Source organism: Parasphingomonas halimpatiens, assembly GCF_036663795.1.
GTDB lineage: Bacteria > Pseudomonadota > Alphaproteobacteria > Sphingomonadales > Sphingomonadaceae > Sphingomonas.
In genome coordinates this window covers 14468-37132 of the sequence record NZ_JAXOJP010000026.1, presented here as the reverse complement: position 1 = coordinate 37132, position 22665 = coordinate 14468, and the positions used below count along the sequence as shown (strand labels likewise).

Below are 22665 nucleotides of genomic sequence, written 5' to 3'. Positions count from 1 at the left end.
TCAGCCCTTCATCCGGTTGACGTCGTCGACCGAAATCGTCCCGCGCCCACGGAAATAGATCACCAATATGGCCAGCCCGATCGCCGCCTCGCCGGCCGCGACGGTCAGCACGAACATCGCGAACACCTGGCCCACGAGATCGTCGAGATAGGCCGAGAAGGCGACGAAGTTGAGGTTCACCGCGAGCAGGATCAGCTCGATCGCCATCAGCATGACGATGAGGTTCTTGCGGTTCACCACGATCCCCAGCACGCCAAGCGCGAAGAGGATCGCCGCGACGACGAGATAATGCGTCAGCCCGATCACAGTTCGACCCCCTGCCCGACCCCGGGTTGCGTCTTGCGCACCGCATCCTGCGGGCGCCGCGATACCTGGCGCGAAACGTTCTGCGGCCGCACGCCCGAGCGCTCGCGATGCGTCAGCACGATCGCGCCGATCATCGCCACCAGCAGCACGAGGCCCGCACCTTCGAACACGAAGAGATAGCGCGTGTAGAGCAGGTTGCCGATCGCCTCGATATTGGGCACGTCGTCCTTGATCACCGCGACGCGGCGCCCCAGCTCGACCGCACCCGCGCCATAGGCGCCGATCGCGATGATCACCTCGGCCGCCAGCGCGATCGCCAGCGCGAGGCCGACCGGCAGGTAGCGTGCGAAGCCGCTGCGCAACTCGGCGAAATCGACGTTGAGCATCATCACGACGAACAGGAACAGCACCGCGACCGCGCCGACATAAACGATCACCAGCAGCATCGCGATGAACTCGGCGCCGACCAGCACCATCAGCCCGGCGGCGTTGAAGAAGGCGAGGATAAGCCACAGCACGGCATGCACCGGGTTGCGCGCCGTGATCGTCAGCGCCGCCGAGGCGATGACGATGCTCGCGAAGAGATAAAAGGCGATGGCTTGGATCACGGAATCAGTGGGCCCCTGAAATCTGGCTGGCGCTTAACGGTAGGGTGCATCGGCGGCAAGGTTCGCGGCGATCGCACTTTCCCAGCGATCGCCGTTATCGAGCAGCTTTGCCTTGTCGTAGATCAGTTCCTCGCGCGTTTCGGTCGAAAATTCGAAATTCGGCCCCTCGACGATCGCATCGACCGGGCACGCTTCCTGGCAAAGCCCGCAATAGATGCACTTGGTCATGTCGATGTCGTAGCGCGTCGTTCGGCGGCTGCCGTCGTCACGCGGCTCGGCCTCGATCGTGATCGCCTGTGCCGGGCACACCGCCTCGCACAGCTTACACGCGATGCAGCGCTCTTCGCCGTTCGGATAACGGCGCAGCGCATGCTCGCCGCGGAAGCGCGGTGAGATCGGGTTCTTCTCGAACGGATAGTTGATCGTCGCCTTGGCGCGGAAGAAATAGCGCAACGTCAGGGCGTGCGCCTTAACGAACTCCCAAAGGGTGAACGCCTTGATGATCTGCGCGGGGGTCATTTGCTTCCTTCGCTGCGCGAGCAACGTCCCTCGATTATGACGGTAAAAGGTGCGCGCGTATGCGCGGCGCTATCCGATGCAAGCGCAGTAGGCATGATCGTTACCTTTGCACCATTTGCATCATCGACCAGATGAACCACGGTGACACAGCCGGTTTCGGTGAACATGCACGGACCGGCCGCAGCGGCGACGATCGCCACCGAACCTGCGGAGGTAGGCACGACGGGATGAGCACCGGCAATCTGGATCGGATCGCCCGCCCAAAGAACTTTCGCTTCTCGCCCGATACCTTTCGGAACGAGTTGGACCGTGAACTTCCAGTTATCCGCCGTAACACCGCCAAGCTGGAGCGGGTTCAGACTCGGCTTACCGCTCTCGGTGATCAATGTCTGTGGTGGCTCAAGCACGCAGTCGTAGCTGACCGTCGTTGCTGCCGCCGCGAGCATCATCAGGATCGCGGTCATGCCGGAACTCCCACACGCTGCCACATCAGGAAGCCGGAAACGAGGAACACCCAGAACAGCGACAGCGGCAGGAAGATTTTCCAGCCCAGCCGCATCAGCTGGTCGTAGCGGTAGCGCGGGACGGTCGCCTTGACCCAGCTGAACAGGAAAAAGAACGTCAGGAACTTTAGAAACAGCCAGAGGATCCCGGGCACGTGATAGAGGATCGGGATATCGAGCGGCGGCAGGTAGCCACCCCAGAACAACGTCGCGTTGAGCACGCACATCAGGATGACGTTGGCATACTCACCCAGCCAGTAGAGCGCGAAGCTCATCGACGAATATTCGGTCTGGTAACCGGCGACGAGCTCGCTCTCCGCCTCGGTCAGGTCGAACGGCGCGCGCTGCGTCTCGGCCAGCGAGGAGATGAAGAACACCACCGCCATCGGGAACAGCAGCGGGTTGGCGGCGAAGAAGTTGAACGGGCCGAACGCGCCCTGCTGCGCCTCGACGATCTTCGACAGGTTGAAGCTGCCGGTCCACATCACGATCGAGATCAGCACGAAGCCGATCGCGACTTCGTAGCTCACCATCTGCGCCGCGGCGCGGATCGCCGAGTAGAAGGGGTATTTCGAATTCGACGCCCAACCGGCGATGACGATGCCGTAGACGCCGAGCGACGACGCCGCGAGCACGTAGAGCAGCCCGACATTGATGTTCGACAGCACCACGCCGGCCTGGAACGGCACCACCGCCCACACGATCAGCGCCACCGTGAAGGTGATGATCGGCGCGAGCAGGAACAGCCCCTTGTTGGCGGCGGACGGGATGATCGTTTCCTGCAGGAACACCTTCAACCCGTCGGCGAAGCTCTGCAGCAGCCCGAACGGGCCGACGACATTGGGGCCGCGACGCAGCGCCATCGCCGCCCAGATCTTGCGATCGGCATAGATGATCATCGCCACCGCCAGCATCAGCGGCAGCGCGATAACGAGGATGCCGACGATGGTGGCGACGAACCACGCCCAGCCATAGGACATGCCGAATGAGGCGAAGAAGGCGGTCATCAAAAATTCCTCCCCGGCACGGGGAGGGGGACCAGCCGCAGGCTGGTGGAGGGGGGCCTCCACGAGCGCTGAGGTCGGCGGCGAGCCCCCTCCACCGGCTTCGCCGGTCCCCCTCCCCGTTCCGGGGAGGATTTAACAAAAGTCATCACTCCGCCGCCTCCGCAAAGGCCTGGCCATGGACCAGTTCCGCCGAGCAGCGTTGCATCGTCGGGCTGGCGCGGCAGATCGCGTTGGTCAGGTAGAAATCCTTGATCGGGTAACCCACCTCGCCCTCCGCCTTGGCGTCGAGCGCCGGGGTGTTCCAGGCGAACGTCGTCAGACCGGGCGTTGCGAGTTCGGGGCAATCGACCGCCATCGCCGCGCGCAGTTCCTCGATCGTGTCGAACGGCAGCACGGTGCCGAACTTTTCGCTCAGCGCGCGCAGGATCGTCCAGTCGTCGCGCGCGTCGCCCGGCGGGAATACCGCGCGCTCGCCGCGCTGCACGCGACCTTCGAGATTCACCCAGGTGCCCGACTTCTCGGCATAGCTCGCGCCCGGCAACACGACATCGGCGACGGCCGCGCCCTTGTCGCCATGATGGCCGATAAAGACCTTGAAGCTGTCGGCGAAGTTCGAGAAATCGACCTCGTCCGCGCCGAGGAAGAAGACCAGCTTCGGCTTGGCGGCGACCAGGTCGGCAATGCCGCCGGGCTGCGCCCAGCCGAGCATCAGCCCGCCCATCCGGCTCGCCGCCATGTGCAGCACGTTGAAGCCGTTCCAGCCCTCGCGCACGACATTATAGGTCTTGGCGAGCTTGAGCGCGGCGCCATGGCCGCCCTTCAGCGCCGCACCGCCGACGATCACCATCGGCCGCTCGGCCGCCTTGAACGCGTCCATTGCCGGCTTGGGCAGCTTGGCGAGGATCGACAGGTCGTTGCCGAGCCACTCGACCTTGTAGGTCAGGTCGGTCTCAGGCCCGATCGCGAAAACCTTCGCGCCCTTCTTGATCGCCTTGCGGATCCGCGTGTTCACCAGCGGCGCTTCCCAGCGCAGATTGGTGCCGACCAGCAGGATCGCATCGGCCTTTTCGGCGCCGGCGATGGTGGTGTTGAAGTTGACCGCCGCCAAAGACGACGTGTCGTAAGCCATCCCCGTCTGCCGCCCTTCGAGCAGCGACGAGCCCATCGACGCGAGCAGCGCCTTGGCGGCATACATCGTCTCGCAGTCGAGCAGGTCGCCATGCACCGCGGCGACGCTGTTGCCCGGCTTTACCGCGGCGATCGCGGCGAATGCCTCGTCCCAGCTCGCTTCGACCAGCTTGCCATGCTTGCGCACGAACGGCCGGTCGAGCCGCCGCCGCACCAGGCCGTCAACGGCATGGCGCGTCTTGTCCGAGGCCCATTCCTCGTTGACGTCCTCGTTGATCACCGGCAGCGCGCGCAGCACCTGGCGACCGCGGCTGTCGAGCCGGATGTTGGTGCCGACCGCATCCATCACGTCGATCGACAGCGTTTTCTTGAGCTCCCACGGCCGCGCCTCAAAGGCATAGGGCTTGGAGGTAAGCGCGCCGACCGGGCACAGATCGACGACATTGCCCGATAGCTCGCTGGTCACCGCGCCTTCGAGATAGGAGGTGATCTGCATGTCTTCGCCGCGATACAGCGCGCCGATTTCCTCGACCCCGGCGACTTCCTCGGCAAAGCGGATGCAGCGCGTGCACTGGATGCAGCGCGTCATCACCGTCTTGACGATCGGCCCCATATATTTCTCGGTCACCGCGCGCTTGTTCTCGGTGTAGCGCGAATGGCCACGGCCATAGGCCAGGCTCTGGTCCTGCAGGTCGCACTCGCCGCCCTGGTCGCAGATCGGGCAGTCGAGCGGATGGTTGATCAGCAGGAATTCCATCACGCCCTCGCGGGCGTTCTTCACCATCGGCGTGTTGGTGAAGATTTCCTGGTTCTCGGCGGCCGGCAGCGCGCAGCTCGCCTGCGGCTTGGGCGGCCCGGGCTTAACCTCGACCAGACACATGCGGCAATTGCCGGCGATCGACAGCCGCTCGTGATAACAGAAGCGCGGAATCTCCTTGCCCGCGGCCTCGCACGCCTGGAGCACGGTGGCGCCGGCGGGGACCTCGACTTCGATTCCGTCGACCTTGAGTTTAGGCATCTGTGCCACCTTGTTGGCCCGTCGCTGCGGCATCGGCCGACCGGCGCAAACCCTGAATATGATCGTGAATGGAAAGCAAAATCGTCGCAAACACGCCATAGGCAACCCAGCCCGACGCATAGATCACAGCAGATAGGAATATCGCGAACAGCTGTGGACGAAGATCGCTCGTATAGTCGATCGAGCGGTATGTGCCCGAGGTGAGATAGGTGAACAACGGAACGATGTTCTTGGCGAAATCGAGCACGCCAATGGCATAAAAAAACGGAGGCGCCATACGCACGAAGGGCGGAAGAGCGGTCATTGGTGCCGTCCCCATCACTCCGCCGCCTCCATCATCGGCTCAAGCCCACCGGTACCGCCGTTGCGCTCGTTGATCCGCCGCTCGATTTCGGGGCGGAAATGCCGGATCAGGCCCTGGATCGGCCACGCCGCCGCGTCGCCCAGCGCGCAGATCGTGTGGCCCTCGACCTGCTTGGTCACCTGAAACAGCGTGTCGATCTCGGAGATGTCGGCGTCGCCGGTGCGCAGCCGCTCCATCACGCGCCACATCCAGCCGGTGCCCTCGCGGCACGGCGTGCACTGGCCGCAGCTCTCATGCTTGTAGAAATAGCTCAGGCGCGAAATGGCGCGGACGATGTCGGTCGACTTGTCCATCACGATCACCGCCGCGGTGCCGAGCCCCGAGCCGAGCGCCTTCAGCCCGTCGAAATCCATCGGGCAGTCCACGATCTGCGCCGCCGGCACCAGCGGCACCGACGACCCGCCCGGGATAACCGCGAGCAGATTGTCCCACCCGCCGCGGATGCCGCCGCAATGTTCCTCGATCAGCTGGCGGAACGGGATGCTCATCGCTTCCTCGACCACGCACGGCTTGTTCACATGGCCGCTGATCTGGAACAGCTTGGTGCCGCGATTATTCTCTGCGCCGAAGCTCGAAAACCATGCCGCGCCGCGCCGCAGGATCGTCGGTGCGACCGCGATCGATTCGACATTGTTGACCGTGGTCGGGCAGCCATAGAGCCCCGCCCCCGCCGGGAAGGGCGGCTTCAATCGCGGCTGGCCCTTCTTGCCTTCGAGGCTTTCGAGCATCGCGGTCTCTTCGCCGCAGATGTATGCGCCCGCACCGCGATGGACGAAGACGTCGAAATCATAACCCGACTTGCAAGCATTCTTGCCGATCAGCCCGGCAGCATAGGCCTCGGCCACCGCCGCGAACAGCACCTCGGCTTCGCGGATATATTCGCCGCGAATGTAGATGTACGCCGCGCGGGCGCGCATCGCATAACCCGCGATCAGCGCACCCTCGATCAGCTTGTGCGGATCGTGGCGGATGATCTCGCGGTCCTTGCAGCTGCCCGGCTCGGATTCATCGGCGTTGATGACCAGGAAGTTCGGCCGGTCGGGCTTGGGTTCCTTGGGCATGAACGACCATTTGGTGCCGGTCGGGAACCCTGCCCCGCCGCGCCCACGCAGACCCGACGCCTTGATCGTGTCGATGATCGGGTCCTGCCCGATTTCCATCAGCTTCTTGGTATTGTCCCAGTCGCCACGCGCCATCGCGGCCTTCAGCCCCCAGGACTGAAAACCGTAGACGTTGGTGAAGATCCGGTCCTTGTCAGCGAGCATCAACCCCGCGCCTCTCTAATATCGTCATGCTGAACTTGTTTCAGCATCCATGCGCGGTCAGTCGCCCCAGGAGCGTCGTTTGTGCCGAAGCGAACGCGCATGTGTGCGAGCGAGATTGTGTTCCCCGAACACAATCTTGGCTTGCCGGGGGCAAGCCAAAGCTCGCGCACTGAACCAAGTTCAGGGTGACGCAGGATGAGAGGCAAGGCCACTATCGCCGCCCCGCCTGCTGCTGGAAGAACAGATAAACCCCAACGCCGATCGCGATCAGCACGAGCAGCGGCAGCAGCGTGAAAGTGATGCGCAGCAGCCAACCCAGCACGACCAGGCCGCCAATGACGGCCAGCACAGCGATAATCGGATTCACGTCCTTCATGCCCATTCCCCCCGGTAATCGTGGTTCTCGGATACCATGTCCTTGAGGCTGGTCGGGCCGCCCTCGGGGCAACTCGCGCGCCGGCCGACCGTCGAGCCCGGCGTCGGCGTCTTGCCCTGCGCCAGCGCCTCGAGCATCGCGGTGGTGCGGTCGTAGTCGAGGTCCTCGAAATTGTCGTCGTTGATCTGTACCATCGGCGCATTGGCGCACACGCCGAGGCACTCGACCTCGGTCAGCGTGAACAGCCCGTCGGGCGTGGTCTTGCCCTTGATCAGCCCGTGATTCCGGCACGCCGCGAACACATCGTCCGATCCGGCGAGCATGCACGGCGTCGTGCCGCACACCTGGACATGATAGCGCCCGACCGGCGCCATGTTGAACATCGTGTAGAAGGTCGCGACCTCATAGACGCGCATGTACGGCACGCCGATCTCGCGCGCGACGAATTCGATCACCGGCACCGGCAACCAGCCCTGCGTCTGCGTCTCGGCACCGACCTGGCGCTGGGCGAGATCGAGCAACGGCAACGACGCCGATTGCGCCCGTCCGGCCGGATAACGACCGAGGATTTCCTTCGCCTTGGCGGCGTTCTCGACTGACCACGCAAACGCGCCCCAGCGCGCGCGGGTCTCGGCCTCGTCGGGGATTTGGGGTGCGTCGGCCATTAGCGAATGAACTCCACGCGATCGACCTTGTCGCCGCTGAAGGAATAGATGGACATGACCTCGAACTGGTCGCCGTCGGGCGCCCGCGAGACCTTCTCGTGCAGCATCACCGTCTCACCGAGCACATAGGATGAGAGGATGTCCGCCTTGTTCTCTGGAAACTGTGCGAACATCGCCTTCAGGCCGGAACGAACGCCTTCCTTGCCGTCGCGCAGCACGGCGCCACGATAGGTCGCCTCACAGGCGGCGTCGGTCATCAGTTCGACATAACCGTCCGCATCCTGCGCATTGTAGAGCGCGATCATGCGATGAGCGGTGTCGATCCGGGGATTGGGTGCATCAGCCATCAGTTGCGCTCATTAGCGAATGCGGATTCCACGCGCGCTGGAGCGGGTCGCGCATTGCGCTGTTCCAGTTCAACGGTCAGCGCGACCCCGGCAGTTGCCTCCGCGACCTTGGCGATGACAACACGCGATTTACTCTGACCTTCAGCGCACATCCATGTCGCGAGCAACTCACCCGACTGATCATTCTTGTAGACGCGACGCAAATAACAGGGTGCTATTTTCTTCAGGAAATCCTGACCGGAGATATTTTGCGCGCCACCTACCAAAACCTTACCGACGATCAGCGGCAACATGGCTTCAAAGTTATTGGTATCGGCGGCAACTAAGAACGACCGGACCGGTGACACGGAGGTGGCCGTTGCGGGTGCAGTTGGCGGGGCTGCCTGCCCGAACGAGGCGCTGGCCGCACAAAAAAGCCCAGCGCCAAAAATAGAATTTGTGGCCCTCACCGGTCACACTCCCCAAACACGATATCGAGCGCGCCGAGGATGGCGGTCGTATCGGCGAGCATGTGTCCGCGCGACATGAAGTCCATCGCCTGGAGGTGGCTGAACGCGGTCGGGCGTATCTTGCAGCGGTACGGCTTGTTGCTGCCATCCGAGACCAGATAGACCCCGAACTCGCCCTTGGGGCTCTCGGTCGCGACATAGACGTCGCCGGCCGGTACGTGATAGCCTTCGGTGTAGAGCTTGAAATGGTGGATCAGCGCTTCCATCGAGCGCTTCATCTCGCCGCGGCTCGGCGGGACGACCTTGCGGTCGAGGCTGGCGATCGGCCCTTCGGGCATTTCGGCGAGGCACTGCTTCATGATCCGCACCGACTGGCGGACTTCCTCGACGCGCACCATGAAGCGATCATAGCAGTCGCCGCGCGTGCCGACCGGCACGTCGAAGTCCATCTTGGCGTAGACGTCATAGGGCTGCGACTTGCGCAGATCCCAGGCAATGCCCGAGCCGCGGATCATCGGGCCGGAGAAGCCCCATTTCACCGCATCGTCGCGGCTGACCACGGCGATGTCGACATTGCGCTGCTTGAAGATGCGGTTGTCGGCGACGAGGCTGATCGCATCCTCGAACAGGCGCGGCAGGCGCGTGTCGAGCCAGTCGGCGATGTCGGTCAGCAGCTTGAGCGGCGCATCCTGGTGCACGCCGCCGGGCCGGAAATAGGCGCTGTGCATGCGCGCGCCCGAGACACGCTCGAAGAAATTGAGGCAATCCTCGCGGATCTCGAACAGCCACAGGTTCGGCGTCATCGCCCCGACGTCCATGACATGGCTGCCGAGGTTGAGCATGTGGTTCGAGATACGCGTCAGCTCGGCGAAGAACACGCGGAGATATTGCGCGCGGATCGGCACTTCGAGGTCGAGCAGCTTCTCGACCGCGAGTACATAGCTATGCTCCATGCACAGCGGCGAGCAGTAATCGAGCCGGTCGAAATAGGGCAAAGCCTGGAGATAGGTCTTGTACTCGATCAGCTTCTCGGTGCCGCGGTGCAGCAGCCCGATATGCGGATCGACCCGCTCGACGATCTCGCCGTCGAGCTCCATGACGAGCCGCAGCACGCCGTGTGCCGCTGGGTGCTGCGGGCCGAAATTGATCGTGTAGTTCTGGATCGCGACGTCGCCCGTGGTCGGGTCGGCGGCGTCGGACAGGCCCTCGATCTTGTCGAGCGTGTCAGCCATTTGCGCCACCGCAAGCAACAACAACCATACCTTCCCCGGCGAAGGCCGGGGCCCAGTTGGGAGCGGCGAATTGGTTGGCGGCGCGCATCATTATTTCTGCTTTCCCAACTGGGCCCCGGCCTTCGCCGGGGAAGGAAATAAGGTTAATCTCGCCCATCATGCCGCACCCTTCGGCTTGCGCGGCGCACGCGGCTTGGCAGCCTTTTTCACCACATTGGGTTCGGCCGGCTTCGGCCCGGCTTCGGGGCCAGCCTTGCCGGCGCCGGTCTGCGCCGTGCTCTCGGACACCTTTGGCGTAGCGGCCGGCGCTGCCGGCGCGGACTTCGCCGCATCGGCCTTGACGATTTCGTCGGCCTTGAGCGGCGTCGGCGCGCCCTTGGCCTCGGGCACCATGCCCTTCTCGTCGCCGGGCAGGATATAGGCGGCGCCTTCCCACGGGCTCATGAAGTCGAAACTGCGGAAATCCTGCGCCAGCTGGACGGGCTCATAGACCACGCGCTTCTGCTCTTCGGAATAACGCAGCTCGACATAGCCGGTGAGCGGGAAATCCTTGCGCTGCGGGTGACCGCGGAAGCCGTAATCGGTCAGGATGCGACGCAGATCGGCATTGCCGGCGAACAGCACGCCGTACATGTCGTACACCTCGCGCTCGAGCCAGCCGGCGACCGGCCAGATCCCCGTCACCGACGGCACCGGCTTGACCTCGTCGGTCGCGACATGGACGCGGATGCGGTGGTTGCGCGTCAGGCTGAGCAGGCAATAGACCACCTCGAAGCGGTCGGGCCGGTCGGGATAGTCGACCCCGGCGATTTCCATCAGCTGCTGATATTCGAGGCCGGGCGTGTCGCGCAGCGCGGTCATCGTCGCAACGAGCGACTCGCGATCGACATGCAGCGCGACCTCGCCGACCGCGTCGACGCCCGACAGCAGATGGCCGCCGAGCACGGCGGTCGCAGCGTCGATGATGCCGTCATTCGCGGCATAAGCCGGAGCAGGCGCCCTCACCGTTCAATCGTCCCCACGCGACGGATTTTCCGCTGCAGCTGCATGATGCCATAGAGCAGCGCTTCGGCGGTCGGCGGGCAGCCCGGCACATAGATGTCGACCGGCACGATCCGATCGCAGCCGCGCACGACGCTGTAGCTATAGTGATAATAGCCGCCGCCATTGGCGCAGCTGCCCATCGAGATGACGTATTTCGGCTCCGACATCTGGTCGTAAACGCGGCGCAGCGCCGGGGCCATCTTGTTGCACAGCGTTCCCGCGACGATCATAACGTCGGACTGGCGCGGGGACGCGCGCGGCGCGGCGCCGAAGCGTTCGAGATCGTAGCGCGGCATGTTGACGTGGATCATCTCGACCGCGCAGCACGCCAGGCCGAAGGTCATCCACCACAGGCTGCCGGTGCGCGCCCATTGGAACAGGTCTTCGGTCGAGGTGACGAGGAAACCCTTGTCGCCCAGCTCGCCGTTCAGCCCCTCGAAAAAGGACTGGTCGGGCGGGATGATCGCGCCGCCGGGTGCCGCGGTGAGTTCTACTCCCACTCGAGCGCTCCCTTCTTCCACGCATAGATCAGGCCGAGCGCGAGTTCGGCGATGAACACCATCATCGCGATCCACGCCACCCAGCCGAGTTTGAACACGGTGACCGCCCAGGGGTAGAGAAACGCCGCTTCGAGATCGAACACGATGAACAGGATCGCGACGAGATAGAAGCGCACGTCGAATTGGCTGCGGCTGTCCTCGAAGGCGGGGAAACCGCATTCATATTCGCTGAGCTTCTCCGGCGACGGCTTGTGCGCACCGGTGAAGCGCGCCGCGACGATCGGCGCGAACACGAACACGCCCGAGATGGCAAGCGCGACCCCCAGGAACAGCAGGATCGGGAGATATTCTGACAGATCGACCAAGGGTATCTCGCAACTGCGAAGTGATGCGGCGGCTTTAGGAGCAAGCGGGGAGTCGGGCAAGGCGTGGAGGGCGTGAGAATGATTCGCAATTGGAGCATGCGAATGTACCGAATCCGGCCGACCTCGCCTTGCGATGCTGACCGCGGTGAAATGACCGATCGCACGAAAGTGACGATACCTTCTATGCAAGGCGCCCGCACGTCGGGCAGTGCCGCCATATCGGTCGCGAATCGCAATCAGCCGCTTTTTGGCTTGGCAACGCTCACAGGGCGCATAAGCTCGGGGCGCCATCACCTGGGGGACCTTGTTATGATCCGTTATTACCTCGCCGCACTCGCCATGGCCGTCGTGCCCGCCACCGCCCATGCCCAGATCACCGCGCAGAACCCGGCAAGTGTGTCCGCTGCGATGCAGAAAGCCGGTTACGCTGCGCAGCTCACCAAAGATACGAGCGGTGACCCGATGATCACCTCATCGTCGAGCGGATCGAGCTTCACGGTGTTCTTCTACAATTGCACCAACCACACCGATTGCCGCACGATCCAGTTCTTTGCCGGCTATCCCGACAAGACCGCCTCGCTCAGCGTCATCAACGGCTGGAACTCCGACCATCGCTTCGGCCGCGCCTATATCAGCGACAAGGGTTCGTCGCGGATCGAGATGGACGTCGATCTCGACGATGGCGGCATGAGCTACGGCCTGTTCGAGGACAATCTGCAGTTCTGGGTCGCGACGATGGCCGCGTTCGAGAAGCATATCGGCAAGTGAGGTTGCGGGGCGGGGCTTCGCCTTCGCCCCGCCAACACGCGCTGGCGCCGCCTATTGCGGAACGCTCATCACCACGACGGGGGTTGGTCGTTGCACGCCGGGCGTCGCGCCGGCGTAGCTGGACCATTGCGAGTCGGCGACGACCCATGCCCGCGTGCCGAAGGTGGTGACCTGACCGGGCTCGGGAACCACGCTGGCGTCAGCCAGCTGTCGCGCATTGTGGACCCTCCCTTCGTAACGCTGAAAAGCGATGACGCGACCGCCGCCGGGCTGCCGTTGCGTTGCAATCACATAACTGCCGGCAAAGGCCATCCCGGCGACGTCGTTGCCGGCGGCGTGCACTGGCGGCGTCGGCGCGGGGGCGACCTTGACCCCGCTGTCCTTGAGATTGCGGAACTGACCCGCCGCCATGAGTTGCGCGATGTCGTCGAGCGACGTGCATTCGTCGCGGCAGACATAGGTGATGCCGCTGCGTATGTCGGTGACGGTCACTTGCTCGGTCGTCTGGTCGCCAACCTTGTAAACATCGCCATAGCTACTGACGCCGACCTGATCGAAATCGGCCGGCTTACCGCTGGAGGGCACGAGTCGCTTCTTGATGATGCCGTTGCGATCCATCACCAGCAGCATGCCGGTGGTGCAACCGCCGGCGTCGATGCCGACCGGTCAGTCCGTCGCGATCCAGAGCAGGTTGCGCCGCAGGTCGAAGTCCAGCCCGCGCGGGCGCCCGGCATCGGCCGGCAGCTTGATCGCCCGGAAACCATCGCCCCGATGCACGCCGATCACGCGGTCCTGCACGCTGCTCAACCAGAAGGTGGAACCGTCGGTGGCGATGCCGTCGATCAGGCGATACTGGGCCGGCACCTCGAAAGCGATCTTCGGCGCACTGGCGACAGCGGGGCTTGAAGCGGCAACGGCAACAATCGCGAAGAGTCCGGTGATAGGATGCATCTGCCTGTTCCTCCCGAATGAGCAAAGGCTAGACTCATTCCATTGTTGTCACAATAGCTTGCCTGGCTATGCCCGGCCTAGCGCAGCGCGCCCGCCAACAGCTTGTGCAGTCGCGACTGCAACCCGTCATTGGCGGCGAGGAATTCCCTGCGTTCCATCATCTTGTCGCCGCCGCGGAAGTCGGTGACGAAGCCGCCCGCTTCCTTGACCAGCAACAGGCCGGCCGCGACGTCCCATGGCTTGAGATCGGCTTCCCAGAATCCGTCGAAGCGGCCCGCCGCGACCCAGGCGAGATCGAGCGCCGCCGAGCCGAGCCGGCGGATGCCGGCAACCTCGGGCGCGATCGCACCGAAGATGCGGCTCCACTGCGCGAAGTTGCCATGGCCAAGGAACGGGATGCCGGTCGCGATCAGCGCGTCGGACAGGTCACGCCGCGCCGAAACGCGCAGACGCTGTTCCTGCACCCAGGCGCCCCTGCCCTTTTCGGCCCAGAACGCTTCGTCGGTCAGCGGCTGATACACCATCGCCGAGGTGATTTCGCGCTTGCCGTTGGGCATCGGCTCCTCGACCGCGATCGAGATCGCGAAATGCGGGATGCCGTGGAGGAAGTTGGTCGTGCCATCGAGCGGATCGACGATGAAGCGCGGCTTGTTCGGATCACCGGCGACCTCGCCACGCTCCTCCATCAGGAAACCCCAATCGGGGCGCCCGCGGCTCAGTTCCTCGAACAGGGTCTGCTCGGCGCGCTGATCGGCCATGGTGACGAAGTCGGCCGGGCCCTTGCGGCTGACCTGCAGCTGCTGAACCTCGTTGAAGTCGCGACGCAGCCGCGGCCCCGCCTTGCGCGCGGCGCGATCGATGATCGTCATCAGGCCGGAATGGGATGGCATCTTTATAGTCTCCCCCCTCCCGCTTGCGGGAGGGGTCGGGGGTGGGCTCGCGCTATCAACGATGCGCAACATGGAGGGCGGGTGCCCACCCCCCGGCCCCCTCCCGCATACGGGAGGGGGAGAAGAAGGTCAGTCCGCGCGCTTCACATAGGTCTGTTCGTACACATCGACGACGATGCGCGTGCCGGCGCCGATATGCGGCGGGACCATCACGCGCACGCCGTTTTCGAGCAGTGCCGGCTTGTAGCTCGACGAGGCGGTCTGCCCCTTCACCACCGCGTCGGCCTCGACGATCAGCGCCTCGATCGTGTCGGGCAGCTGCACCGAGATCGGGCGCTCTTCCCACAGCTCCATGACCACATCCATGCCATCCTGCAGGAAGGCCGCGGCATCTCCCAGGATGCCGGCGTCGAGCACGATCTGCTCGTAGTTGATCTTGTCCATGAAGGTCAGCTGGTCGCCTTCGCGGAACAGGAACTGGAAGTCGGTGGTGTCGAGCCGGACCTTCTCGACCGACTCGGCCGAGCGGAAGCGCACATTATTCTTGCGGCCGTCGATCAGGTTCTTCATCTCGACCTGCATATAGGCGCCGCCCTTGCCGGGCTGGGTATGCTGGATCTTGACCGCACGCCAGATGCCGCCTTCATATTCAAGGATATTGCCGGGACGAATCTCGACCGCGTTGATCTTCATGGTCTACCTGCTGGAAAGAGCGAAGGCGGGCCTTTAGCGAAGGGGCTGGCTTCGGGCAAGGTAGGGGTAAGGGTCGACATCCTCGCCCTGGTACCAATGTTGCTCGGGCGTGGTGCGGGTCAGGCCGAAATGGAGATGGTAGTTGCCCGGCCCCGCATCGCCGGTGTCGCCGACATAACCGATGACGTCACCGACCTGCACCGCCTGGCCCTCATGCAGGTCCGGCGCGTAGCCGGCGAGATGGGCGTAATAGAGCGTCCAGTCGCGCGGCACGGTGCGCAGGTAGATCGTCGTACCGCCCGCCTTGCTCTCGAACAGCTTCTCGATCGTGCCCGCCGCCGCCGCGCGTACCGGCGTCATCTGCAGCGCCATGATGTCGATGCCGTGATGCGCGCGCATGCCGTTCTCGCGCGGATCGCCCCAGCTGTCGACCAGCGCGGCGGGGGCAAGTCCCGCGATCGGCATGGCCAGTTCGGCACCGCCACCAGCAGGCGGGGACGCCGTTGAAAGTGTCGCCGCGGTGACCGATGCACGCGGTGGTACTGCCGCCGTTGGCGATGACCGCGCGACCGTGCGCGCGGTTTCGACCCGCGCATCGGGCAATACGGTCAGCGCCGCGATCCACAACAGGATCACGGTAACCGCCAATCCACCAAGGCCGATCAGGATGCGCACGCGCTCATTCCTGGAAGATCGCCGGCGTGCCGGGCTTGATCATCAGCGACAGCCGCGCCGCATCCCAGTTGGTCAGGCGAATGCAGCCATGGCTCTCGGCGCGGCCGATCGTGCTCGGCTCGGGCGTGCCATGAATGCCGTAATGCGGCTTGGACAGGTCAAGCCAGATCACGCCGACCGGACCATTGGGGCCGGGTGGCAGCAATGCCTCTTTGGCGCTCTTGCGCGCATCCCAGAACAAGGCCGGATTATAGTGGAACGGCGGATTGTAGGTGAACCCCTGAATCTTCCAGCGACCGAGCGGCAACGGATCATGCTCGCTCCCCATCGTCGCGGTGAACTGCGCGACGAGCTTGCCCTGCGCATCGAGCACGCGCAACACTTGGTCCGACTTGTCGACGACGACCTGCGTGCCGTGCGGCTGCTGCGCATCGACGTTGAGATCGGCCAGTGTCTTGCGCCACGCTGCCGGCAGCTTGGCGTCATAGTCGCGCGAGGTCGGCAACGCGTTGGGAAACACCACTGCGGTACCGGGGCGCAGCGGCGTGTCGGGGCCGTTGAGTGCGACCAGCACCGCTGGCGTGGTATGGAACATCTCCGCCAGCTTCTCCATCGCCGAACGATAAGCGAGCGTCGTCAGCTTCGCCTGCTCGGCCGGTGATTTCGGCAACGGATTGACGAAGGGGCCTGACAGCGCCTCCGCAGTGAGCCGCAAGGTGCGCGTTGCGCGCAAGCCCTGATACTTGTCGAGCTCGACCAGCGTCGCTTCGTCGACCAGCCCCGTCACCGGCAGGTCGTGCGATTCCTGAAATCCCTTGAGTGCTGCCGTCAGCGACTGGCCGCGTTTCCCGTCAAGGACACCCGGGGCAAAGCCGAGATGGTCGAGAATGACCTGGACGTGGAGTACCGGCAGATTGACCACCGACACTTTGGTTCCCGGCGCGCTGGCGGCTCCAAGACAAAGCGGGGCCAAAACGAGGCAGGCCGCGCCACGCAGTAGTTTTCTCGACAATTCAAATTCCTAAATAGAAGACATGGACATAACGATGCACCGGCGGGTTGTTTCCGCCGCACCGACCCGCCGCCAGCTCATCGGCGGCGCGATCGCCGGCAGCGCTGCGCTTGCCCTCCCCTTCCCGGCCCTTGCCGCCACCGGCGAATGGCGCCTCGCCATCCGCAACGTCCACACCAACGAAAGCGTCGACACCGTGTTCGCGCGCGACGGTCGGTTCGTAGCGGCGGGCATCGACGAGTTGAATCACGGGCTGCGCGACTGGCGCACCGGTGAGGCGACGACGATGGATCGCCGCCTGCTTGCACTGCTCGTCACGCTGCGCGAGCGGCTCGATCTGCCGGGCAACCGCAAGATCGACCTGATCTCGGGCTATCGTTCGCCCAAGACCAATGCGGCGCTGCGCGCGGCCGGCGGCAGCCACACCGGCGTCGCAAGCCAGAGCCAGCACATGCTGGGCAAAGCCTCCGACATCATGGTCTCCGGCGTGCCGCTCGACCGGCTGCACGCCGCCGCGCTGTCGCTCGGCGGCGGCGGGGTCGGCTATTACCCGCGCGATGGCTTCGTCCATGTCGATACCGGCCGCGTGCGCCGCTGGTAGTCGGACACGCGGCGGACCGGATGACGATCTGAACCTTTCCCTTACTGGACAGTGACACGGCGCTCGGTCACAGTCCCGACCCGTGCGCAGAATATATGCCGACGCCGAGAGCGTCCTTGCCTCTCCCGCCCGCAATCTCGCGGCGATCGTGGCGTTCGTGCTCACCGTCATGGTGTTCGCGACGCTCGGCTATATGGCGGCGGGCTGGAGCTTTGCCGACGCCAGCTACATGGTTCTGCTCACCGTCTACACCGTCGGCTATGGCGAGGTGCGGCCGATCGATACGCCCTATCTCCACGGCGTGACCGTGGCGACGATGGTGTTCGGCTGCACCGGCATGATCCTGCTCACCGGCGTGCTTGTGCAGTTCTTCACCGCCATGCAACTCAGGCAGATATTGGGAGCCAACCGCATGCAGAGCCGCATCGAAAAGCTGTCGGGCCATGTCATCATCTGCGGCTTCGGCCGGATCGGTGTCACGCTGGCGCGCGATCTCGCCGCGGCGGGCATGCCGCTGGTCATCGTCGACCGTGGCGCCGAGCGTCTCGCCGAGGCCGAGGCGGCGGGCTATCTCTGCATCGCCGGCGACGCGACCGAGGAAGAGGTGCTGTACGCCGCCGGGATCGCACGCGCCCGCGTCCTGGCAACCGTGCTGCCCGACGACGCCGCCAATGTGTTCATCACCCTGAGCGCGCGCAACCTCAGCCCCAGGCTCGAGATCATCGCGCGGGGCGAGGCGCCGACGACCGAACGCAAGCTGCTACGCGCCGGCGCCAACCAGGTCGTCATGCCGACCCATATCGGCGCCGAACGGATCGCGCGGATGATCCTGTTCCCGGCCAGCGCCGACCTTTCCTCGCATGAGGAACTGGTGCGCGTGCAGCGCGACCTCGGCGAGCTGGGGCTCGATCTCGAACTGGTGCCCGCGCATGCCGGTTCGGCAATGTGCAACCTCTCGGTCGGCCAGGCCGAACGCCAGGCGGCAGGTGCCTTCTTCATCGTGCAGATCAAGCGCGGCAGCGAGGTCATCACCCGCCCTGCGAGCGACGAGATCATCCAGGCAGACGACGCGGTGCTGGTATTGATGCGCGATTCGGGGGTGAAGGCGCGCAAGCTGTTCACCGCCAAGGTCGAGATACGCGCCGGCCGGACGCGGTTCTAGCGGAGCGACGGCCGCGACGCTCACCCCAGCACGTCACCAAACGCCCTTACCGCCGCCGCCTCGTCGCCGCTCCACACCGCGTGCGACACGGCAATAAAGTCGGCACCGGCGGCAACGAGCGGCGCGGCGTTGGCGGGGGTGATGCCACCGATCGCCACGCAGGGCAGTTCGAACACGGTCGACCACCAGCTCAGGATCACCGGATCGGCATGATGATCGACGGCCTTGGTGGTGGTCGAGTAGAAGCTGCCGAACGCGACATAATCGGCACCCGCCTCGCCTGCTTCCATCGCGAGGTGGCGGCTGTCGTGGCACGTCACGCCGATCTGCGCCTCCGGGCCGAGAATGGCACGCGCCTCGCGCGGATCGCCGTCGCCCTGGCCGAGATGAACGCCGTCGGCGCCGAGGCGCTTGGCGAGCGCGATGCTGTCGTTGATCAGGAAAGCGACCTCACGGTCGGCGCAGACGCGTTGCAGCGGTTCGGCAAGCGCGGCGGCAGCGTGCTGGTCGATGTCCTTCACGCGGAACTGGAACGCGGCGACCGGGCCGGCATCGAGCGCGCGCGCCAACCGATCGGGGAAGCTACCACCCACATCGAGCGGCGAGACGAGATAGAGCTGGCACGGCGGCCGGCGCTGGTCGCGCGTGAAGGCGCGCGCGAAATCGGGGTCGAGCGGGCCGAGGGGATCGTCGTCAATCATGAACTTGTCCTAGCGCCTCGATCGCGGCGGCAAAAGCGGCGGGGTGGTCGAGTCGGTGCGCCACGGCGGTCACCGGACGGCGACGCCCGGCAATGGGCTCGCGCAGGTCGAGCACGACATTGGGATAGGCGAGCAGTGCGAGGTTGACGACGCCTGGCGCCTTGAGCGCGGCGCGGTCCCACTGGCCGCGAAACCCGGCGATGTTGCCGGGAGCGATCTCGACGCTGCGCAGCCGGCCGGCGCGCAACACGATGCGTTCTGGGGCAACCAGCACCGGCAAGGTGCGGAACGAACGGATGGCTGCGATCAGCCACGCGATGCTTGCAAGACTTATCGCCGACAAGGTCAGCGCGACCCATGGCCGCCACAGCACCAACAACAGGTGCACCACGACCAGTTCGACCGTGGCGATCGCGACGAACACCCACATCAGCGGCGCGATACTGCGATGATAGGCGAAGGGTTGTGCAGCCGTCACGAGCCGACCAGCGCGAGCAAGAAACCATCCCACTTCTTCGCGCCGACCGTCTGCACCGCCGTCGCCGATAGCCGTGGTTCGACGGCGACGGCTTCGAACAGACGACGCGAACCCTCGATGCGATCGTCGGTGCCGGACGCATCGAGAATGCCGCCCTCGCGCACGACATTGTCGACGACGATCGTCGTGCCGGGGCGCGAAAGGGCGAGCGCGGCGTTGAGGTAGGCGACGTTGCTCAGCTTGTCGGCGTCGATGAAGATCAGATCGAACGGCGGCTCGCCGGCCGCGATCATCGCGTGGAGCGTATCGACCGCCGCGCCAACACGGACATCTACGCGCTCGTCAAAACCGGCATGCGCGATGTTGGCGCGGGCAACGGCGGCATGGTGCGGCTCCAGTTCCAGCGTCACCAGCACGCCGTCGTCCGGCAGCGCCCGGGCGAGCCAAATCGTCGAATAGCCGCCGAGCGTACCGACCTCGAGGATGCGCCGCGCGCCGGCCATGCGGGCGAAGAGGTGAAGCATCTTGCCCTGCGTTGCCGATACGTCGATCTCGGGCAGGCCGCCGGCCGCGTTGGCGGCGAGCGTCGCTTCCTGCACCCGATCGTCGCCGAGCAGATGGCCGACGATATAGTCGTCGACCGCGGTCCAGCGCGGATCGCTCATCGCCCGACCCCACTGAGCGGTCGAAGCTCGGCACCGAGTTCGAAACCGGCGATCAGCGGGCGTCCGCGACGAATCGCGTCCTTGACCTGCGGCAGGGCGAGCGACGCGTCGTGCGCGGCCTTGTCGTCCCAGATCTCGGCGATCCACAGCGCGTCGGCATCGGCGAGGTCTTCGGCGATGATATAGGCGCGGCAGCCGGGCATCGTGCCTGAGCCCTCACCAAGGATCGCGGCAAGCGCGGCGCGCTGGCCCGGCTTGGCCTTCATTTTCCCGATCATGCCGTACATCGCCGGCGTCTCAATGCCGGTCGATGCCGCCGCCACCGCTGCCTTGCCGAGCATGGCGAGCGCGAGGCCGCCACCCAGCAGAACACGGCGGGCGACGGCCATCGGCTTATTCCTCGCCCTTGTAGATGCGCACCAGCTTGTCGAGCATCGCCAGCGCCTCGTCGCGCGGGCGCTGGAAGGTGTTGCGGCCGATGATCGAGCCGTTGCCGCCACCGTCGCGAATGTCGCGCGCGTCCTGATAGACCGCGTCGGCACCCTTGGCCGCGCCGCCGGAAAAGACGTTGATGCGTCGGCCGGCGAAGCTCGACTGGACGACATGCGCGACGCGCTTGGCCTGGGTCGACCAGTCGCCGTCCTTGTACGCCGCAACGGCTTCCTTCTGTTCGATATGCGCGGTCGGCAGCTTGGTCTTGATGATGTGCGCCCCCATCAGCGCCGCCATGTGCGCGGCATAGGCGCCGACATCGAGCGCCAGCTCGCCATCCTTCGACAGGTCGCCGCCACGCGGATAGGACCAAAGCACCGAGGCGATGCCGACCGACTTGGCTTCGGCCGAGAGCTCGCGGAATTCCTCGAGCATCTCGAAGATATTGTCCGAGCCGGGATAGATGGTGAAGCCGATCGCGGCGCAGCCGAGCCGCAGTGCATCGTCGACGCCGCCGGTGACGGCCTGGTCGATCGAGGTCGCCCAGCTGTTCGAGCTGTTGAGCTTGAGGATCGTCGGGATCTGGCCGGCAAAGGTCTCGGCCCCGGCCTCGATCATGCCGAGCGGTGCGGCATAGGCCGACAGGCCGGCGTCGATCGCCAGCTGATAGTGGTAATGCGGGTCATAAGCCGCCGGGTTGATCGCGAAGCTCCGCGCCGGGCCGTGCTCGAAACCCTGATCGACCGGCAGGATGATCAGCTTGCCGGTACCGCCGAGCCGCCCCTGCATCAGGATGCGCGCGAGGTTGGCCTTAACGCCGGGGCTGTCGGATTCATATTTGTCGAGAATGGCTTTGACCGTCGGCGTCATCGGGATCCCCTGTGCAGGACGAACGTGGTGGTTGGCGCGGCTGTTAGCCGGGACCTGCTGCCGGGGCAACGTTGTCGAGCCGGCGGGAACAGGCTGCGAAAAACCCTGCAATTCGCCTGTTTTGCGCGAATAACAGGGGCGATAACAGGGCGAGAGAATTTTTTGGCCCTTGGACGATGCCGATATGAGCCAGCTTTTCCTTTTCGATCAAACTCTTGAATCGATTCGGCCGGTCGAGAAGAACAGAAGCGCGAACAGAGAATAGCGCGATCCGGAACAGAAGGATCACGGGCGGGAACAGAGCGCACCGCGTCGCCGGCGAGCATCGAACGGAGGCAGGATACGAACACGCAACACGAATATGAGTGGCGAGCCAACGCTTGAATCATGCCACGACACGATCAGGTCCTGAATGACTGCGATGTCGCTTGACCGCGGGCGGCCTACCGGCAATCCTTGGCAAAACAAGGGGCTGTGACATGAGACGATTTCTGCCAAGGGGTATCAGGGCGCTCGCGCTGGTCATCGGCGCGGCGCTGTCGATCGGCGCAGGACCACCCAAGGTCGGCACGGTCGCCCCCCCTTTCGAACTGACGCTGATCGACGGCTCGAAAGTGACGCTCGACCAGCTACGCGGCCAGGTCGTCGTGCTGAATTTCTGGGCGACCTGGTGCGGGCCGTGCAAGGCGGAATTGCCGCTGCTCGACAAATATTACGACATCCAGAAGGATCATGGCCTGAAGGTCTATGCCATCGCGACCGAGGATTCGTTGCCGCCCTATATGCTCAAAAAGCTGTTCGCGATGATGCACATGCCATCGGCAAAGCGGATCAAGGGCAATTATCCGGTACTGCAGGGCGTGCCGACCAACTATGTCATCGATCGATCGAGCCATATTCGCTACGCCAAGGCAGCGGCGTTCGACCTTGACGATCTCAATCGGGAGATCGTGCCGCTGCTGAATGAGCCGGTGCCCATTCCGCCGGCGGCCGGATAGAGGTCGCGGGCAGACGACGATCACTGCGGCGATGGTCGATTCTGCTGTCATGACGACCGCAGTTCGGCGGCGC

General features: G+C 64.7%; 32 protein-coding genes. 4 read left to right on the top strand and 28 right to left on the bottom strand.

The features are described from left to right. The 16 genes from nuoK to ndhC form a co-directional block, all read right to left on the bottom strand. The gene (gene nuoK, locus U1839_RS20105; protein ID WP_332805361.1) at positions 1 to 306 is read right to left on the bottom strand and encodes an NADH-quinone oxidoreductase subunit NuoK; all 306 of its coding nucleotides are present in this window, start codon (positions 304 to 306) and stop codon (positions 1 to 3) included. Then, positions 303 to 914: an NADH-quinone oxidoreductase subunit J gene (locus tag U1839_RS20100; protein WP_332805360.1), complete on the bottom strand. Its 612-nt coding sequence runs from the start codon at positions 912 to 914 to the stop codon at positions 303 to 305. Before U1839_RS20100 ends, nuoK begins: the two co-directional genes overlap by 4 nt. Positions 915 to 947: 33 nt before the next feature. Next, positions 948 to 1433 carry an NADH-quinone oxidoreductase subunit NuoI gene (gene nuoI, locus U1839_RS20095; protein WP_332805359.1) on the bottom strand — a complete coding sequence of 162 codons (486 nt, stop codon included), beginning with the start codon at positions 1431 to 1433 and terminating at the stop codon, positions 948 to 950. Then, on the bottom strand, positions 1430 to 1897 hold the full coding sequence (locus U1839_RS20090; RefSeq protein ID WP_332805358.1) for a hypothetical protein: 468 nt from the start codon (positions 1895 to 1897) through the stop codon (positions 1430 to 1432). Before U1839_RS20090 ends, nuoI begins: the two co-directional genes overlap by 4 nt. Further along, positions 1894 to 2943 (bottom strand): NADH-quinone oxidoreductase subunit NuoH, encoded by a 1050-nt coding sequence (gene nuoH, locus U1839_RS20085; protein WP_332805357.1) that lies wholly within the window; start codon positions 2941 to 2943, stop codon positions 1894 to 1896. Before nuoH ends, U1839_RS20090 begins: the two co-directional genes overlap by 4 nt. A gap of 145 nt (positions 2944 to 3088) precedes the next feature. Continuing rightward, positions 3089 to 5089, bottom strand: a complete 2001-nt coding sequence (gene nuoG / locus U1839_RS20080; protein WP_332805356.1) for an NADH-quinone oxidoreductase subunit NuoG — start codon at positions 5087 to 5089, stop codon at positions 3089 to 3091. Next, positions 5082 to 5393: a hypothetical protein gene (locus U1839_RS20075; protein ID WP_332805355.1), complete on the bottom strand. Its 312-nt coding sequence runs from the start codon at positions 5391 to 5393 to the stop codon at positions 5082 to 5084. The genes nuoG and U1839_RS20075 overlap by 8 nt, the downstream gene beginning before the upstream one ends. A gap of 14 nt (positions 5394 to 5407) precedes the next feature. Next, a complete protein-coding gene (nuoF, locus tag U1839_RS20070; RefSeq protein ID WP_332805354.1) occupies positions 5408 to 6718 on the bottom strand; it encodes an NADH-quinone oxidoreductase subunit NuoF in 1311 nt (436 codons plus the stop codon). Positions 6719 to 6929: 211 nt separating this feature from the next. After that, positions 6930 to 7094, bottom strand: a complete 165-nt coding sequence (locus U1839_RS20065) for a hypothetical protein (protein ID WP_332805353.1) — start codon at positions 7092 to 7094, stop codon at positions 6930 to 6932. Continuing rightward, complete coding sequence (locus U1839_RS20060) at positions 7091 to 7759, bottom strand: complex I 24 kDa subunit family protein (RefSeq protein WP_332805352.1); 669 nt, start codon at positions 7757 to 7759, stop codon at positions 7091 to 7093. Before U1839_RS20060 ends, U1839_RS20065 begins: the two co-directional genes overlap by 4 nt. Next, positions 7759 to 8106 (bottom strand): nuclear transport factor 2 family protein, encoded by a 348-nt coding sequence (locus tag U1839_RS20055; RefSeq protein ID WP_281124092.1) that lies wholly within the window; start codon positions 8104 to 8106, stop codon positions 7759 to 7761. The genes U1839_RS20060 and U1839_RS20055 overlap by 1 nt, the downstream gene beginning before the upstream one ends. Further along, a complete protein-coding gene (locus U1839_RS20050) occupies positions 8106 to 8555 on the bottom strand; it encodes a hypothetical protein (protein ID WP_332805351.1) in 450 nt (149 codons plus the stop codon). Before U1839_RS20050 ends, U1839_RS20055 begins: the two co-directional genes overlap by 1 nt. After that, positions 8552 to 9787, bottom strand: coding sequence for an NADH-quinone oxidoreductase subunit D (locus U1839_RS20045; protein ID WP_332805350.1), 1236 nt, complete (start codon positions 9785 to 9787; stop codon positions 8552 to 8554). The genes U1839_RS20050 and U1839_RS20045 overlap by 4 nt, the downstream gene beginning before the upstream one ends. Before the next feature lie 156 nt (positions 9788 to 9943). Next, positions 9944 to 10792 (bottom strand): NADH-quinone oxidoreductase subunit C, encoded by an 849-nt coding sequence (locus U1839_RS20040; RefSeq protein WP_332805349.1) that lies wholly within the window; start codon positions 10790 to 10792, stop codon positions 9944 to 9946. Continuing rightward, the gene (locus U1839_RS20035; RefSeq protein WP_281124097.1) at positions 10789 to 11331 is read right to left on the bottom strand and encodes a NuoB/complex I 20 kDa subunit family protein; all 543 of its coding nucleotides are present in this window, start codon (positions 11329 to 11331) and stop codon (positions 10789 to 10791) included. Before U1839_RS20035 ends, U1839_RS20040 begins: the two co-directional genes overlap by 4 nt. Further along, the gene (gene ndhC / locus U1839_RS20030) at positions 11322 to 11696 is read right to left on the bottom strand and encodes an NADH-quinone oxidoreductase subunit A (protein ID WP_332805348.1); all 375 of its coding nucleotides are present in this window, start codon (positions 11694 to 11696) and stop codon (positions 11322 to 11324) included. The genes U1839_RS20035 and ndhC overlap by 10 nt, the downstream gene beginning before the upstream one ends. A gap of 309 nt (positions 11697 to 12005) precedes the next feature. Between ndhC and U1839_RS20025 the strand changes: the two genes are divergently transcribed. Then, complete coding sequence (locus U1839_RS20025) at positions 12006 to 12464, top strand: YbjN domain-containing protein (RefSeq protein WP_281124099.1); 459 nt, start codon at positions 12006 to 12008, stop codon at positions 12462 to 12464. A 51-nt stretch (positions 12465 to 12515) separates the two neighbouring features. On the opposite strand, the gene U1839_RS20020 is transcribed toward U1839_RS20025, so the two are convergent. The 6 genes from U1839_RS20020 to U1839_RS19995 all read right to left on the bottom strand — a co-directional run bounded on the left by U1839_RS20020 (position 12516) and on the right by U1839_RS19995 (position 16595). Further along, positions 12516 to 13094: a hypothetical protein gene (locus U1839_RS20020; protein WP_332805347.1), complete on the bottom strand. Its 579-nt coding sequence runs from the start codon at positions 13092 to 13094 to the stop codon at positions 12516 to 12518. Between the two features lie 36 nt (positions 13095 to 13130). Continuing rightward, the gene (locus U1839_RS20015) at positions 13131 to 13415 is read right to left on the bottom strand and encodes a hypothetical protein (protein ID WP_332805346.1); all 285 of its coding nucleotides are present in this window, start codon (positions 13413 to 13415) and stop codon (positions 13131 to 13133) included. A gap of 77 nt (positions 13416 to 13492) precedes the next feature. Continuing rightward, positions 13493 to 14305, bottom strand: a complete 813-nt coding sequence (locus U1839_RS20010; RefSeq protein ID WP_281124101.1) for an inositol monophosphatase family protein — start codon at positions 14303 to 14305, stop codon at positions 13493 to 13495. 129 nt (positions 14306 to 14434) lie between these two features. Further along, a complete protein-coding gene (efp, locus tag U1839_RS20005) occupies positions 14435 to 14998 on the bottom strand; it encodes an elongation factor P (protein ID WP_281124102.1) in 564 nt (187 codons plus the stop codon). A gap of 33 nt (positions 14999 to 15031) precedes the next feature. Beyond that, a complete protein-coding gene (locus U1839_RS20000; RefSeq protein WP_332805345.1) occupies positions 15032 to 15673 on the bottom strand; it encodes a M23 family metallopeptidase in 642 nt (213 codons plus the stop codon). 4 nt (positions 15674 to 15677) lie between these two features. Continuing rightward, positions 15678 to 16595 carry a L,D-transpeptidase family protein gene (locus U1839_RS19995; protein WP_443030646.1) on the bottom strand — a complete coding sequence of 306 codons (918 nt, stop codon included), beginning with the start codon at positions 16593 to 16595 and terminating at the stop codon, positions 15678 to 15680. Positions 16596 to 16719: 124 nt separating this feature from the next. On the opposite strand from U1839_RS19995, the gene U1839_RS19990 reads away from it, so the two are divergent. Continuing rightward, positions 16720 to 17286 carry a YcbK family protein gene (locus tag U1839_RS19990; RefSeq protein WP_332805343.1) on the top strand — a complete coding sequence of 189 codons (567 nt, stop codon included), beginning with the start codon at positions 16720 to 16722 and terminating at the stop codon, positions 17284 to 17286. An 82-nt stretch (positions 17287 to 17368) separates the two neighbouring features. Further along, positions 17369 to 18448, top strand: coding sequence for a potassium channel family protein (locus U1839_RS19985; protein ID WP_332805342.1), 1080 nt, complete (start codon positions 17369 to 17371; stop codon positions 18446 to 18448). Between the two features lie 20 nt (positions 18449 to 18468). Here U1839_RS19985 and thiE read toward each other — a convergent pair whose 3' ends face one another. Genes thiE through U1839_RS19955 form a run of 6 tightly spaced genes read right to left on the bottom strand, consistent with a single transcriptional unit; the run spans position 18469 to position 21883 of the window. Beyond that, complete coding sequence (thiE, locus tag U1839_RS19980) at positions 18469 to 19149, bottom strand: thiamine phosphate synthase (protein WP_332805341.1); 681 nt, start codon at positions 19147 to 19149, stop codon at positions 18469 to 18471. Then, positions 19142 to 19627: a hypothetical protein gene (locus tag U1839_RS19975; RefSeq protein WP_332805340.1), complete on the bottom strand. Its 486-nt coding sequence runs from the start codon at positions 19625 to 19627 to the stop codon at positions 19142 to 19144. Before U1839_RS19975 ends, thiE begins: the two co-directional genes overlap by 8 nt. Continuing rightward, positions 19624 to 20292: an O-methyltransferase gene (locus U1839_RS19970; protein ID WP_332805339.1), complete on the bottom strand. Its 669-nt coding sequence runs from the start codon at positions 20290 to 20292 to the stop codon at positions 19624 to 19626. Before U1839_RS19970 ends, U1839_RS19975 begins: the two co-directional genes overlap by 4 nt. Beyond that, entirely contained in the window at positions 20289 to 20681 is a 393-nt protein-coding gene (locus tag U1839_RS19965; protein ID WP_332805338.1) for a putative quinol monooxygenase, read from the bottom strand. Before U1839_RS19965 ends, U1839_RS19970 begins: the two co-directional genes overlap by 4 nt. 4 nt (positions 20682 to 20685) lie before the next feature. After that, a complete protein-coding gene (locus U1839_RS19960; RefSeq protein ID WP_332805337.1) occupies positions 20686 to 21594 on the bottom strand; it encodes a class I fructose-bisphosphate aldolase in 909 nt (302 codons plus the stop codon). A gap of 43 nt (positions 21595 to 21637) precedes the next feature. Then, on the bottom strand, positions 21638 to 21883 hold the full coding sequence (locus U1839_RS19955) for a hypothetical protein (protein WP_332805336.1): 246 nt from the start codon (positions 21881 to 21883) through the stop codon (positions 21638 to 21640). A 190-nt stretch (positions 21884 to 22073) separates the two neighbouring features. On the opposite strand from U1839_RS19955, the gene U1839_RS19950 reads away from it, so the two are divergent. After that, a complete protein-coding gene (locus U1839_RS19950; RefSeq protein WP_332805335.1) occupies positions 22074 to 22592 on the top strand; it encodes a TlpA family protein disulfide reductase in 519 nt (172 codons plus the stop codon). Positions 22593 to 22665 lie beyond the last annotated feature (73 nt).

Coding starts and splice junctions, on each gene's coding strand:
- nuoI (WP_332805359.1), bottom strand. CDS start 1,433: ATGACCCCCGCGCAGATCATCAAGGCGTTCACCCTTTGGGAGTTCGTT.
- U1839_RS20090 (WP_332805358.1), bottom strand. CDS start 1,897: ATGACCGCGATCCTGATGATGCTCGCGGCGGCAGCAACGACGGTCAGC.
- nuoH (WP_332805357.1), bottom strand. CDS start 2,943: ATGACCGCCTTCTTCGCCTCATTCGGCATGTCCTATGGCTGGGCGTGG.
- nuoG (WP_332805356.1), bottom strand. CDS start 5,089: ATGCCTAAACTCAAGGTCGACGGAATCGAAGTCGAGGTCCCCGCCGGC.
- U1839_RS20075 (WP_332805355.1), bottom strand. CDS start 5,393: ATGACCGCTCTTCCGCCCTTCGTGCGTATGGCGCCTCCGTTTTTTTAT.
- nuoF (WP_332805354.1), bottom strand. CDS start 6,718: ATGCTCGCTGACAAGGACCGGATCTTCACCAACGTCTACGGTTTTCAG.
- U1839_RS20065 (WP_332805353.1), bottom strand. CDS start 7,094: ATGAAGGACGTGAATCCGATTATCGCTGTGCTGGCCGTCATTGGCGGC.
- U1839_RS20060 (WP_332805352.1), bottom strand. CDS start 7,759: ATGGCCGACGCACCCCAAATCCCCGACGAGGCCGAGACCCGCGCGCGC.
- U1839_RS20055 (WP_281124092.1), bottom strand. CDS start 8,106: ATGGCTGATGCACCCAATCCCCGGATCGACACCGCTCATCGCATGATC.
- U1839_RS20045 (WP_332805350.1), bottom strand. CDS start 9,787: ATGGCTGACACGCTCGACAAGATCGAGGGCCTGTCCGACGCCGCCGAC.
- U1839_RS20025 (WP_281124099.1), top strand. CDS start 12,006: ATGATCCGTTATTACCTCGCCGCACTCGCCATGGCCGTCGTGCCCGCC.
- U1839_RS20020 (WP_332805347.1), bottom strand. CDS start 13,094: ATGCTGCTGGTGATGGATCGCAACGGCATCATCAAGAAGCGACTCGTG.
- U1839_RS20015 (WP_332805346.1), bottom strand. CDS start 13,415: ATGCATCCTATCACCGGACTCTTCGCGATTGTTGCCGTTGCCGCTTCA.
- U1839_RS20010 (WP_281124101.1), bottom strand. CDS start 14,305: ATGCCATCCCATTCCGGCCTGATGACGATCATCGATCGCGCCGCGCGC.
- efp (WP_281124102.1), bottom strand. CDS start 14,998: ATGAAGATCAACGCGGTCGAGATTCGTCCCGGCAATATCCTTGAATAT.
- U1839_RS19990 (WP_332805343.1), top strand. CDS start 16,720: ATGCACCGGCGGGTTGTTTCCGCCGCACCGACCCGCCGCCAGCTCATC.
- thiE (WP_332805341.1), bottom strand. CDS start 19,149: ATGATTGACGACGATCCCCTCGGCCCGCTCGACCCCGATTTCGCGCGC.
- U1839_RS19970 (WP_332805339.1), bottom strand. CDS start 20,292: ATGAGCGATCCGCGCTGGACCGCGGTCGACGACTATATCGTCGGCCAT.
- U1839_RS19965 (WP_332805338.1), bottom strand. CDS start 20,681: ATGGCCGTCGCCCGCCGTGTTCTGCTGGGTGGCGGCCTCGCGCTCGCC.
- U1839_RS19960 (WP_332805337.1), bottom strand. CDS start 21,594: ATGACGCCGACGGTCAAAGCCATTCTCGACAAATATGAATCCGACAGC.
- U1839_RS19950 (WP_332805335.1), top strand. CDS start 22,074: ATGAGACGATTTCTGCCAAGGGGTATCAGGGCGCTCGCGCTGGTCATC.